This is a genomic window from Blastococcus sp. SYSU DS1024, assembly GCF_054050795.1.
Window position 1 is genome coordinate 1 of the sequence record NZ_JBJHAA010000012.1, and the last position, 12,262, is coordinate 12,262.

General features: G+C 74.2%; 11 protein-coding genes. 9 read left to right on the forward strand and 2 right to left on the reverse strand.

Annotated features, from left to right (window positions below; translation table 11 throughout):
- The 9 genes from ACI79S_RS12330 to ACI79S_RS12370 form a co-directional block, all read left to right on the forward strand.
- A partial coding sequence (locus ACI79S_RS12330; RefSeq protein ID WP_456593729.1) for a hypothetical protein occupies window positions 1-782 on the forward strand: 782 nt, incomplete at its 5' end.
- Window positions 775-1,713, forward strand: coding sequence for an NADH-quinone oxidoreductase subunit H (locus ACI79S_RS12335; protein WP_456593730.1), 939 nt, complete (start codon window positions 775-777; stop codon window positions 1,711-1,713). The genes ACI79S_RS12330 and ACI79S_RS12335, both read left to right, overlap by 8 nt.
- A 10-nt stretch (window positions 1,714-1,723) precedes the next feature.
- A complete protein-coding gene (locus tag ACI79S_RS12340) occupies window positions 1,724-2,305 on the forward strand; it encodes an NADH-quinone oxidoreductase subunit J (protein WP_456593731.1) in 582 nt (193 codons plus the stop codon).
- Window positions 2,302-2,619, forward strand: coding sequence for an NADH-quinone oxidoreductase subunit NuoK (locus ACI79S_RS12345; RefSeq protein ID WP_456593732.1), 318 nt, complete (start codon window positions 2,302-2,304; stop codon window positions 2,617-2,619). Before ACI79S_RS12340 ends, ACI79S_RS12345 begins: the two co-directional genes overlap by 4 nt.
- The gene (locus ACI79S_RS12350; RefSeq protein ID WP_456593733.1) at window positions 2,616-4,553 is read left to right on the forward strand and encodes an NADH-quinone oxidoreductase subunit 5 family protein; all 1,938 of its coding nucleotides are present in this window, start codon (window positions 2,616-2,618) and stop codon (window positions 4,551-4,553) included. The genes ACI79S_RS12345 and ACI79S_RS12350 overlap by 4 nt, the downstream gene beginning before the upstream one ends.
- Window positions 4,554-4,555: 2 nt before the next feature.
- Window positions 4,556-6,175, forward strand: a complete 1,620-nt coding sequence (locus ACI79S_RS12355) for a complex I subunit 4 family protein (RefSeq protein WP_456593734.1) — start codon at window positions 4,556-4,558, stop codon at window positions 6,173-6,175.
- 5 nt (window positions 6,176-6,180) lie between these two features.
- Window positions 6,181-7,632, forward strand: a complete 1,452-nt coding sequence (locus tag ACI79S_RS12360) for an NADH-quinone oxidoreductase subunit N (protein ID WP_456593735.1) — start codon at window positions 6,181-6,183, stop codon at window positions 7,630-7,632.
- Between the two features lie 276 nt (window positions 7,633-7,908).
- Entirely contained in the window at window positions 7,909-8,124 is a 216-nt protein-coding gene (locus ACI79S_RS12365; protein ID WP_456593736.1) for a hypothetical protein, read from the forward strand.
- 133 nt (window positions 8,125-8,257) lie between these two features.
- The gene (locus ACI79S_RS12370; protein WP_456593858.1) at window positions 8,258-8,554 is read left to right on the forward strand and encodes a DUF302 domain-containing protein; all 297 of its coding nucleotides are present in this window, start codon (window positions 8,258-8,260) and stop codon (window positions 8,552-8,554) included.
- Here the strand turns inward: ACI79S_RS12370 and ACI79S_RS12375 are convergent.
- Both ACI79S_RS12375 and ACI79S_RS12380 read right to left on the reverse strand, forming a co-directional pair.
- Window positions 8,490-9,098 carry a polysaccharide deacetylase family protein gene (locus ACI79S_RS12375; protein WP_456593737.1) on the reverse strand — a complete coding sequence of 203 codons (609 nt, stop codon included), beginning with the start codon at window positions 9,096-9,098 and terminating at the stop codon, window positions 8,490-8,492. The genes ACI79S_RS12370 and ACI79S_RS12375 overlap by 65 nt on opposite strands.
- Window positions 9,099-9,400: 302 nt before the next feature.
- Window positions 9,401-11,674 (reverse strand): phosphatase PAP2 family protein, encoded by a 2,274-nt coding sequence (locus ACI79S_RS12380; protein WP_456593738.1) that lies wholly within the window; start codon window positions 11,672-11,674, stop codon window positions 9,401-9,403.
- Window positions 11,675-12,262: the final 588 nt, after the last annotated feature.

Genomic DNA, 12,262 nt, shown 5'->3' on the forward strand with positions numbered 1-12,262 from the left:
ACGGCGGTGGTCACGAGGGCATGGACCACGGCGGTGGTCACGAGGGCATGGACCACGGCGGTGGTCACGAGGGCATGGACCACGGCGGTGGTCACGAGGGCATGGACCACGGCGGTGGTCACGAGGGTCACCACATGCACCACGGTGGTGAGGTGGCCGGGCTGCCGATGGCCTCGACCGGGCCGGACAGGGACGGTCTCGAGCTCGACGTCCTCCGGGTGGCGCTCGGGCCGGTCCTTCCCGGCTGGCCGACCGGTCTGGTCCTACGGGCGGACCTGCAGGGTGACATCCTCGGGTCCGCCGAGCTGGCCTGGCTCGATGCCGGCATTCTTCCCGCTGCGTCCCCGCCTCCGGACCCCCAGCGGGCGGCGCTGGATCGGCTCGCCCGATTCCTGGACGTTGCCAGCTGGCCGACCGCTGCCCGTGACGCACGCCGCGCCCGGGACGGGCTCGTCACCCACGGGTCCGGTCACGGTGGAGCGCAACGGCTCGCCGAGGCCGTGGCGCAGCGAGTGGGCCGGTCGCGAATCCTGTCGTGGGCGGCCGGTGGTATCGGGCAGATCCCGACGGAGCGCGGTTCCGATGAGGACGTCCTGGACCGCGTCCGGCGCTGGTGCGACATCGCGTCGGGGCAGCCGGTCGAGGAACCGCCCGCTCCCTCGCTGGAGGAGGTCGCGGCCCTGGTGGAGGGCGCGGAGGTCGGCAGCGCGCGCCTGATCGTGGCGAGCCTCGACCTGACCCCCGTGCCCGCGGCGCCGGCTCCGGAGCACGCGCATGCATGAGCCGAGCCTGGCGGAGGCATGGGGACTGGCGCCGGCGGTCCTCGGCATCGTGGTGATCGGCCTGGTCCTGGGTCTGTTGGTGGCGGCTGCCGACCGCGCCGTGGTCTTCGGCGCGCTGGGGAGCGCCCCTGAGCCGATCCGCTCGGGCGTGCGCCTGCTGATCGAGCAGCGGCGCACCACGGTGGCCCCGGACCGGCTCCTCTGGCGGCTGGGCTGCGCGGCGGTGCCGGCCCTGGCGCTGCTGTCACTGGCCGTCGTCCCGATCGGCGGCCGCACGCTGTGGTCCACCAGCGCCGACCTCGTGTGGTTCAACGCCATGGAGGCGCTGCTGTGGGCGGCGGTGTGGCTGGTCGGCTGGGGCCCCAACGCCGTCCACGCGCTGATCGGCGGCTATCGCTTCCTCGCGCAGGGACTGGCCTACGAGCTCCCCCTGATGTTCGCGCTCATCACGGCCGGCCTGGCAGCCGGATCGCTGCGGACGACGGACATCCTCGCCGCGCAGCAGGACCTGTGGTTCGTGGTCACGATGCCCGTCGCCTTCGTGGTCTTCGTGGCGAGCGCCGCGGCCTTCGCGTTCTGGGGGCCGTTCGCCGCGCCCACAGCCGCCGACATCGCCGGTGGTGTCGCCTCCGAGCTGTCCGGGGTGGACCGGCTGCTGGTCGAGGCAGGTCGCGCGGTCTTTCTCGGCGCCACGGCGGCAATGGCGGCGGCATTGTTCCTCGGCGGCGGTTCTGGCCCCGTGCTGCCCGGCCCGTTGTGGCACCTGCTGAAGACCCTCGGCGTCGTCGCTGCCCTGATCTGGGTGGGAAGACGGCTCCCGGTGCTGCGACCCGACCGGACGGTGGAGGTCGGCTGGATGGTGCTCGTCCCGGCGACCCTGCTCCAGACGTTGGTCGTCGCCGTGCTCGTTCTCAACGGGTTCTACGCGTGAGGAGGAGCCGATGCTGAGCGAACTCTCCGGCTGGGCGATCACCGCCGTCGCCGTTCTCGGGGTGCTGGCGGTCGCTGCGGGGATCGCCGTCTTCGTCGTCGACTCGATGGCCCGGGCGACCTTCGCCCTGCTGGTGTCGTTTCTCGCGGTGGCCGGGATCCTGCTGGCCCTCGATCTCGTCTACCTCGCCATCGTGACGGCGTTGATGATGACGATCGAGATGGCGATCATGGCCGTCTTCATGATCGCTTTCATGATGAACCCTGCCGGGCTCATGCCGATGACGATGGTGCACAACGCCAAGGGTTCGGCCGTCATGGGTGCGAGCGCGTTCGTCGTCCTCGCGGCCGGGATCTGGACGATTGACTGGCCGACGCGGAACCCGGTGCGCCCGGCCGACAGCACCCGGCAGCTCGGCGAGGCGATCATGGGCAGCCACATGCTGGTCATGCTGGTCGTCGGCATCGCGCTGTTCGCGACGATCCTGGCCGGCACGATCCTGGCCACCGCCCGCGGTCGCTACGACCGGCTCGGCCCCGGGCTGGACGCGACGCGCCCGGACGACCCGGTACCCGGGGGTTTGCCGCGATGACCTCCGAGTTGGTGCTGCAGATCGTGCTGACCGTGGCCGTCGCGCTGGTCGGCGTGGGCCTGTTCGGTGCGCTGTCCCAGCAGTCGATCGTCATGGTGATGATGGGCCTCGAGCTCGTGCTCAACGGGGTGCTGCTGGCCGGGGGAGCGGCGTGGTACTTCCTCGCGCCCGAACTGCCCGACGCCCAGATGCTCGTCGTTGTCGCGCTGGTGGTCATGGCGGTGGAGATGGCGATGGGCTTCGCCGTCACCGTCGCCATCTACCGGGCCAGGCAAGTGGACATGGTCGACATGGCCACGGACCTGCGCGGATGAGCGGCGCGCTCGCAGCCCTCGTCCTGCTGCCTGCCGTGTGCGGAGCGGGTCTGCTGGTCACTGGGCGGGGGGCCGACCGCATCGCCGGCCCGGTCGCCGTGGGTGTCACCGGCGGCGGCGTCGTGCTCGCGGCCCTGGTGGCGGCCGGCCGGCCGAGCGTCTCGGCGCCGTTCCTGGGCATCGTCGACGGCGGCGACCTGCGGCTGGTCGTCGACGGCCTGTCCGCGGTGCTCGTGGTGCTGGTCGCGGGTATCGCCCTGCTGGTCACCGTCTTCGCCGTCGCGGACCTGCCGGAAGACACGGCGCGGGCCCGGTTCTTCGGCTACCTGCTGCTGTTCGTGGCGGCGATGCTGGCAACGGTCACGGCGGCGACGCTTCCGGCCCTGCTGCTGTCGTGGGAGGTGATGGGAGCGACTTCGTACGCACTGATCGGCTTCCGCTGGGAGGAGCCAGGCAAGCTAGCGGCCGGCACGCGGGCCTTCGTGACCACCCGCGCCGGGGACCTCGGCCTGTACGTCGCCGCCGGCGCCGCCCTGGCGGCCACGGGGAGCCTGGCGCTTGCAGACCTCGGCGCGGTCGACGGCGGCTGGGCGGACGTGGCCGCGGCCGGAGTGCTTGTCGCCGCGCTGGGCAAGTCGGCTCAGCTGCCCTTCTCGGCCTGGCTGTCGGCGGCCATGCAAGGCCCCAGCCCGGTGAGCGCCCTGCTGCACTCGGCGACCATGGTGGCCGCCGGCGGGTACCTGCTGATCCGGCTGCAGCCATTGCTGACCGGGACCGGCTGGGCGTCGACGGCGGCGGCGTGGACCGGCGCACTCACCGCCCTCCTGCTGGGCGCGGTGGCGGTGGCGCAGACCGACCTCAAGCAGCTGCTGGCGGCGAGCACCGCCGCGCAGATCGGTTTCGTCGTCCTCGCCGCCGGCGTGGGTGCCACGGCGGGCGGCACCGCCCAGCTGGTCGCGCACGCCGCGGTCAAGGCCGGACTGTTCGTCGCCGCCGGCGCGTGGCTCACCGCGCTGGGCACCAAGGACCTCGCCGACCTGCGGGGTGCGGCGCGGCGCTACCCGGGCGTCGGGGCAGCGGCCGTCGTGGCAGCCCTCGCGCTGGCCGGAGTGCCGCCGCTGTCGCTGTGGGCCACCAAGGACGAGGTGCTCGCCGGGGTCGACGGGACGGCGCTGCACGTCGTCGGCCTCGCCGCCGCCGCGGTCTCGGCCGTGTACGCCGGCCGGATCCTGGCCGTCCTCCTCGCCCCGCCGGCGGGGGACGAGGCCGTCGACACCGAGGAGACCGGTACCCGCCGGATCCCGGTCCTGACCACCGCCGTCGCCGGTGTGCTGGCCGTGTTCGCCGCCGGGCTGGGTGTGCTCGCGCTCCCGGCCGTGGCCGAGGAGCTGAAGGCGGTCCTCGACGCGGGCGGGGAGCCGTCCCCAGGGCTGGGGGAGCTGCTGTTCTCCGGTGCGCTGGCGCTCGTCGTTCTCGGACTGACCGTCGTCGCTGTGTGCGCCCGTCCGGCCGTCGTGGACCAGCTCGTCCGGAGCCCGCTCGGCTCGTGGGCCGGGCTGGGCGGGTTGCTGTCACCTCGGCCGGCGATGGCGCTGGCCCGGGCGCTGGCCCGCGTGGACGACCGGGTCCTCGACCGGGCCGTCATGGGGGTCGCGGCGGGCGGGCGCCGCCTCGCGGTTCTGGCGGCCCGGGCCGATGACGGCGTCCTGGACGGCGCGGTGTCGGGAGTGGGCGCGGCGACACGACGGACCGCGGACGGGTCCGCGCGGATCGACGCCGGACTGGTGGACGGAGCGGTCCGGGCGACGGCGAGGGCGTTCGGCCGCGCGGGCAGCGCCGCGCGTCGTCCTCAGACCGGGCTGCTGCACCAGTACTACGCCCAGGCCGTCGTCGGCCTCGGGTTCCTGCTCGTCCTCCTGCTGGTGGTGAGGTAGTCGTGCTGCTGACCGTCGTCATCTTCCTGCCGCTGGTGGCCGCCGGCGTGCTCCTCGGGGCACGTGGACTCGGTGGCCGGGCGGCGATCTCCGTGTGGGTGGCGGCCTCGGCCGTCGACCTCGCTCTCGTCGGCTGGATGTGGTGGCGGTTCGACCCCGGCGACGGCGCCTCGGGCGTCGTCGACGGGCTGGCGTACGAGGCCGACCTGCAGTGGATCCCGACGGTGGACGCGGGCTACCACGTCGGCGTCGACGGGCTGTCGCTGCCGCTGCTGGCGCTGACCGGGGTGCTCTTCCTGGCCTGCGCGGTCTATTCGCTCCGGGAGCCCGACCGGCCGCGCACCTACGCCGCGCTGTTCCTGTTCCTGCAGACCGCCTGCCTGGGCACGTTCGCCTCGCTCGACCTCATCCTCTTCTTCGTCTTCTTCGACCTGACGATCGTCGGGATGTACTTCGTCATCGCCGGCTGGGGGCACGGCAACGCCCGGCGCAGCGCGCTCAAGTTCTTCCTCTACACGTTCGTCGGGTCGCTGGCGCTGCTGGTGGGCTTCATCGGGCTGTTCCTCGGCAGCGAGGAGCGGACCTTCGACATGGTCGCGCTGGCGGCGAACCCGCCGCTGGCCGACTCCCCGGTGGCCGGCGGACTGGTGCTGCTGGCGATCGGACTGGGGCTGGCGGTGAAGACGCCGCTGTTCCCGTTCCACACGTGGCTTCCCGACGCGCACACCGACGCCCCTGCCGCCGGCTCGGCCGTCCTCGCCGGCATCCTGCTCAAGCTGGGCACGTACGGCTTCGTGCGGATCGCCATGCCGATCCTGCCCGAAGCCTGGCAGCGATGGGCGATGGTGGCCGTCGTCGTCGGGGTGATCAGCGTGCTGTGGGGCGCGTTCGTCGCACTCGCCCAGACCGACGTCAAGCGGATGATCGCCTACACCTCGGTCAACCACATGGGCTACGTCCTGCTCGGGCTCGGTGCCGCAGGTCTGGTGGCATCCGCCGACGAGGCAGCACGGACCGTGGCCACCGTCGGCGCGATGTACCAGATGGTCAGCCATGGACTCCTCACCGGAGCGCTGTTCCTGCTCAGCGGCTGGCTGTGGTCCCGCGGGCGCTCCTACGCGTTCGACCGGTGGGGTGGGCTGGCCGGTCCCGCACCGGTGTTCGCCGCTTGCCTCGCGGTGGCCGCCTTCGGGTCGCTGGGGCTGCCCGGGTTCTCCGGGTTCATCGCCGAGTTCCAGGTCTTCACCGGGGCCCTGCAAGCCACGCCGGTGGCCACGGTGATCGCCGTCGTCGGCATCCTGGTCACCGCCGGGCTGTTCCTGCTCGCGCTGCAGCGGTTGCTCACCGGCGACACCGTCGCTCCGGAGGAGGCGGACGTCGGCCCCGTGACCGACGCCGACCAGAAGGGGGAGGGGCCGGCTCCGTCCCCGGCCCGCGCGGGCGGCAGCGCGATCGCCACCGAGGCCCGCGGGGCGACTCGGCTGCGTGACCTGCGCGGCCACGAGGTGGTCTCGATCGTCCCGTTGCTGGCGCTCGCCGTGGTGCTGGGGCTGTTCCCGCGCGTCCTGCTCGACGTCCTCGAGCCGGCAGCGATGGCGGTGGTGGAGCTGGTGGCCCGGTGACAGGCATGTCCGGGAGCGGGGAGGCCTGGTCGGCGCTGGTGCCGGAGGCGCTGCTGCTGCTGGGCGCGGTGGGCGGGCTGCTCCTCGGCCTGTGGACGCCCCAGCGGCAGCAGTGGCGGGTGCGGCTGCTGGTCACTGTCGCTTGCCTGGCCAGCGCGGTCGCGGCGGCAGCCGCGTTGCGCGATCCCGCCCAGCGGCTCTTCGAGGGCACCTGGGTCGTCGACACCTCCACCGGCGTCGTCCGCATCGTCGTCGCCCTCGGTGTTGCGGTCCTCGTGTGGCTGGCCGCCCCGTCGGTGGCTGGGCATCCCCGCGAGACCGAGGCCTACGTGCTCATGCTGCTCGGCGCGCTCGGCACGAACGCCTTGGCCGCCAGTGGCGACCTGCTGCTACTCGTCGCCGCCTACCTGCTGGCCAGCGTCCCGCTCTACGCCCTGGCCGGCTTCGCCAAGGAGTCGTCCGGGACCGAGGCGACGATGAAGTACTACCTGATGGGCGCCTTCGTGGGTGTCCTCCTGCTGGTCGGCGTCGCCGCCCTGGTGCTCGCCGCCGGCACCACCGGCTACGTGGAGCTGGCCGGTCTGCTCCCGGATGCCGCACCCGGCCTGCTGGCGGTCGGCGTCGTCGGCGTGCTCGCCGGGGTCGCCTTCAAGGCCGGCGCGGTACCGGTGCACTTCTGGGTTCCCGACGTCACCGCCGGCACCCTGCCGCCGATGGCGGCGTACATCACCACCATCCCGAAGATCGGCGCGGTAGCCGCAGCCTTCCGGCTGCTTGCCGAGCCCTTCGCCGACATACCGCTCGACGTGCCGCTCCTCGTCGCCGCGATCGCCGCGGCGAGCATGACGCTGGGCAACCTGGCCGCCTTCGCCCAAACCGACGTCCTCCGGCTGCTGGCCTACTCCACGGTCAGCCAGGTCGGCTACCTGTTCATGGTCGTCGCCGTCGCCGCGCGCAGCGACCTCGCGGTTCCGGCCCTCTCCCTCTACCTGGCCGGCTACGCCGTCACCAACATCGGCGCCTTCGCCGCCGTGGCAGCCACACCCACGGCGCGCACGATCACGGACTGGGCGACCGCAGTCGGGCGGCACCGCTGGATCGTGGTCAGCCTGGTCGTCTGCCTGCTCGGCCTGGTCGGGACTCCGCCGACGGCGGTGTTCGTCGGCAAGCTGGCCGTCTTCGCCGCCGCCTGGGACGGTGCTCTGGTCTGGCTGGTGGTCGTGGCGGCGGTCAACACCGTCGCCAGTCTCTTCTACTACCTGCGCTGGATCGCCCCCGCGTTCGCCGGCGTACCCGCCACGGCTGCCGTGGCCGCGGAGCCGGAGTGCACGGGTCCGCGGACCTCGGCTGGTACCGCGCAGAGGGTCCGCCGGATCCCGGCGCTGATCCTCCATGCGGCTGCGGTCGGGTCGGTCCTGCTGGGCGTGGGTGCCGGTGCGTGGTTGGGGGTGACGTGAGCGCACGTGATGGGCAACGGTGCTGTCAGCCTGCACCTCGGCCAACTGGTGCCCTCTCGCGCGTGGACCCGTCGGCGGAGGGTCGGAGGTCCCGCAGTCGCGACGAGGGTCCCGGTGCGGGGAGTCGTTGGGCCCTGCTCGCCCGGACGGGTCGCGGGGAAGCGTGTGAGGTGCGGACGTCCCGCGCGGAGCCGGACGGGGACCGCGGGCACGGAGGTGGACATGAACACGCACATGAGAAGGGTTGTGCTGCGGCGTCCCGTTCGACTGGGACCTGTGGCCGGCGGGCCGGTAGCGCTGCGAGCCGTCGCGGCCGGTGCGCTGGCCCTGGGGTCGTTCGCCGTCGGCGCGTTGGCGGTCGGCTCGATGGCCGTGGGCCGGCTGGCGGTGGGCCGGGCCGACCTCAAGCGGGTCCGCATCGCCCGGCTGGAGGTCGACGAGCTCGTCGTCCGGTCGGTCACCGGGCTGCCGGCCGCCGAGAACGCACGGTGAGCGGCTACGCCATAACGACGACGCTCGACCTCCCTTCGCCAAGGTGGTGGCGCGCACCGGCGAGGCGCGGGCCGACCAGTGGTTCGGCGTCCTCACCGAGATCGACGTCGCTGCCACGACGCGGGGAAGCTCGGTGTCGAGGTGCCGGCGCAAGTCGTCCTCGGCCCACCGCGGCCTGACGGCCGAGCCCGATCTCGGCCTCCTGCTGCCGTGCAACGTCGTCATCCGCGCCGACGAGCCGGGCGGCGTCCGGGTCACGGCGGTCGACCCTGGCGTGCTCGTCGCGATCTCGGGCAACCCTGAGCTGGCCGCGGTCGCCGACGGGGCGCAGACCCGCCTACGGCCGTCATCGACGCGCTGTCCGCTCAGCCGCCGGTCACTGCGTCGAGCGTCACGAAGGTGTAGCCGGCCGCACGCATCCGGTCGATGACGACTGGCAGCGCATCGGCATCGAACATCGTCCCGTCGTCGGGGTTGGACCCGATGTGCATGAGGGCGATCTCCCCGGGCTGCAGGGCCGCCACGGCGCGGTCGGCGACCGACCGGGCGCTCGCGCCGCCGGCCGTGCCCTGCCAGCCGAGCGTGTCCACCGTCCAGCGCACCGGAACGTAGCCCAGCGCGTTCACCGCGGCGATGGTGTGCGCGTCGCGGTCGCCGTACGGGAAGCGGAACAGCGGCCGCGGGTCGGGGCCGGCCGCGCGGAGGACCTGCTCCGCGCCGGACACCTCGTCGGCGACGGCCGCGTCGGACATCCCGGTCAGGTGCGGGTGTGTCATCGAGTGGTTGCCGATGCGGTGCCCGCCCGCGCGGATTGCGGCCACGCCGGCGGGGTCTGCCTGCGCCCACCGGCCGGTGAGGAAGAACGTCGCCTGCACACCCCGGTCGGCCAGCGTGGCCAGGATGCTCGGCAGGCCTGCGCTGTTCGCCCCGGCGTCGAATGTCAGCGCCACCACGTGCTCATCGGTGGGCAGCACCGTCACGTCCACCCCGCGCAGCGCAGGTGGGATTCCGGGGGGTGTCGTGGTCTGCGGCGTCGGGATGGGCGGGGGGACGGTGGTGGAGGGGGCGGACGGCTCCCAAACGGGTGTCGCCGTGCTCGTCGGCGCCGCCGGCGTGGTCGCCGTACCGGGCGACGCGGACGCCGACGGCCCCGCTGCGGGCTCGCCTGCGTCGTCGTCGCCACCGCTCAGGAAGATCACCAAAAGCACGGCGGCAAGCAGCACGACCGCGGTTCCGGTGGCGGCCACCCCCCACGGGTGCGTGGCTCGCTGCCGCATCACCACCTCGGCCCTCGTCGGGCGGTCACGGCCCCCAGCGCGGCGGGGAACCAGAAGGTCAGCGCCCGGGTGATCAGCACGGCCGCGCAGGCGTCGGCCAGCGGCACGCCGAGCGCGACGAGCAGGGCGAGCAGCGCGGCCTCTGCGGCGCCGGGGAGCCCGGTCAGTGGAAGGGCGGTCCACAGCAGGCGTAGGCCGGCGTACCCGGCGGCGACGGCGAGGACCGCGGCGCGACCTCCGGCCGCCTCGACCGCACAGACCAGGACGGCGGCCTCCAAGGCCGTCGCGGTCGCTGCCCAGCCCACCTGCGCGGCCCATCGCGGAGGCGGCGCGAGCAGGCGAGGCGGGCGCACGAGCAACCGCTCCCGCGCCGATCCGCCCTGGCCGGCGAGCACCTGCCCCGCCGCCACCAGGCAGGCCGCGCCCAGCGCGATGAGGGCCGGCCGGAGTGCATCCGCGGGCGACTGCCAGTGGCCGAGCCCAGGTCGGGCGAGCCCCAGGGCCAACGCGGTGATCAGCACGACGGCCGCGCCGGCCACGGTCCCGACGACCGTCCGTCGCACCGCTCGAACGGCGGCGTCGGGAAGCACCCCGGCGCTCTCGAGGAGGCGTTCGGCGGCCCGGCGCCGCCCGGCCCGGCCGTGCAGGAGCGAGGCGCTGTCCTGGACGGCCCGGACGCCCAGGATGCGTCCGACGGCGATCCGTCGGTCGACGGTGGCCAGCACCGCTGCCGCGGCCGCTACCCGGGCGAGGCCGGCGAGCACGACGGCACCGCCGAGCCAGCGCCAGCCGACGCCCTCGAGGGTGTCCAGGAAGGCGGTCCCGGACTCGATCAGGAGCAGGCCGAGGACCACGGCGCTGCCCACCGCCACCGCGGCCACCGCCGCCCGTCCGGGGCGGGGCCACGCAGACCGTGCTGGATCGGGCAGCCCCAGCCGGGCGCGCACCGCATCGCGCACCTCGGTCAGTTGCTCCGGCCGGTCGCGCAGCCGGCCACGGGTCTCCGCGGAAAGCGTCAGGGGGGCGAGGGATGGCAGCGCGCTCTCGACCGGCCCGGCCCCCAGCACTGCCACGGCGCCGTCGACCACGCGCGCCGGGTCGAGGCGGACGGCGAGCGAGGCCAGCAGCTCGGCGACGTCGTCGGCCATGGCGTCGTCGGAGGCGCCGGTCCGGGCGTTGCCGAAGTCGACGAGCCAAGGCTGGCCGTCACCGTCGACCAGGACGTTGGCGGCCACCAGGTCGTGGTGGGCGACACGGGCGTCGTGCAGCAGGTCCACCTGCTCCCACACCGCGCGCAGCAACTCGGGGGTCACCTCGGCGGGCTCCAGGGTGTCCAGCGGCCGGCCGGCCACGTGCTCTTGGACGACGACGGCGTCCCGGTCGGTGCCCGTGGCCACGATCAGCTCCGGTACCCGCACGCCCCGGGCGTGCGCGGTCATCGCGGCGACGGCCTCGTGCTCGGCCTGGTGCCCTAGCGGCGCGAGGGCATCGTCGTCCTTCACGTCCCGGACGGAGAGCAGCCGCCACAGCCGGTGCAGCCAGTCGCGCTCGGCGCGGTCGGGCTCCAGGTATTTCACGTACAGCACGCGGCCTCCGGGGGCGACCCCGAGGAGCGGGTGCGAGCTCCGGGCCTGCACCGGCGCCGGCCGCACTCGGGTGCCGGCGAGGCCCACGGCTGCGAGCAGCGCCTCCACCCGGTCGGGGCGCACGGTCCGGCGCGGGATGCCGAACATCAGGTGCACCGCGGAGCCGATCGCCCAGCCCAGCGCCAGGCCGCCCAGGATGTCCAGCGGCAGGTGGGCGCCGACGTAGACCCGCGCGAGGGCGACACTCCAGGCCAGGCACCACGCGATGCGCCTGCCCCGGCGGGTGAGATAGGGCGCCGCGGCGGTGGCCAGGGCCGCCGCCACGGCCGAATGCCCGGACACGAACCCGATGCCACCGATCGTGCCCTCGTGCAGCACGGCGCCGACCGGCAGGCCGCCTGGCCGCTCGCGCCCGACGATCGACTTCACCAGGTCGGCGGCGGCGTAGGCCAGCAGGCCCGAGACCAGCAGGTCCCGGGCCGCGCGCAGCCGCCGCAGCAGCGCCGCGACGGCCGCGAGCGCCGGGACCGCGACGAGATTGCCGAGCTGCATGATCGCCCAGACGGCCGGCAGGAACAGACCCGGCAGGTCGTTCAGGAGCCGGAACGCGTCGCGCTCGATGGTCGAGAGCTCGCCTTGCTGCGTCAGCAGGAAGCCGACGCCGAGGACGGCCAGGCCCAGTCCCACGCGTACCAGGTCCGTCGGGAGCCGGACGATGCGCGCCGGCCCGACCCCTACGGGGGCCGGCGCTTCGGCCGCGGGCACGTCGGGAGCCAGGCGAGTGGTCACCGGACCAGTGCAGCGGTCGCCGTGGCCGGAGGCTGCTGACCACTGGCCCCTCGCGTAGGGACGGAGGTCCCTACTGACGGCCGGCGCCGGTGACCAAGATCGTCGGCATGTCGCTCGTCGCTCCCGCCCTGGTGGACCCGCCGACCTCCCGTCGCTCCGCGCCGTCGATCGTCGTGCCGGTCACCGCCGGCCTGGACGCGCCCGCGGCCCTGGTGTGGGCGCTGCGTGAGGCGGCCCGCCGGGAGGCGATAGCGACATGCCCGACCGGCTGCGCACCGCGGCGCTGGCCACGCTCGACGCGACCGTCCTCGAGGCGGTCGGACTCACCGGCGTCCACGGCCGCGCCCGCACCGCGCTGATGGACCCACTCGTCTACGAGGCGCTCGTCGGGGCTGCGCGCGGCGGCGACCTCGTCGTCGTCAGGCCCGATGGGCAAGACGCTGCTTCGTCCGGCCACGCCTCGGCCGCCGGCTGCCCGTCCGCTCA

Coding starts and splice junctions, on each gene's coding strand:
- ACI79S_RS12345 (WP_456593732.1), top strand. CDS start 2,302: ATGACCTCCGAGTTGGTGCTGCAGATCGTGCTGACCGTGGCCGTCGCG.
- ACI79S_RS12335 (WP_456593730.1), top strand. CDS start 775: ATGCATGAGCCGAGCCTGGCGGAGGCATGGGGACTGGCGCCGGCGGTC.
- ACI79S_RS12340 (WP_456593731.1), top strand. CDS start 1,724: ATGCTGAGCGAACTCTCCGGCTGGGCGATCACCGCCGTCGCCGTTCTC.
- ACI79S_RS12360 (WP_456593735.1), top strand. CDS start 6,181: ATGTCCGGGAGCGGGGAGGCCTGGTCGGCGCTGGTGCCGGAGGCGCTG.
- ACI79S_RS12350 (WP_456593733.1), top strand. CDS start 2,616: ATGAGCGGCGCGCTCGCAGCCCTCGTCCTGCTGCCTGCCGTGTGCGGA.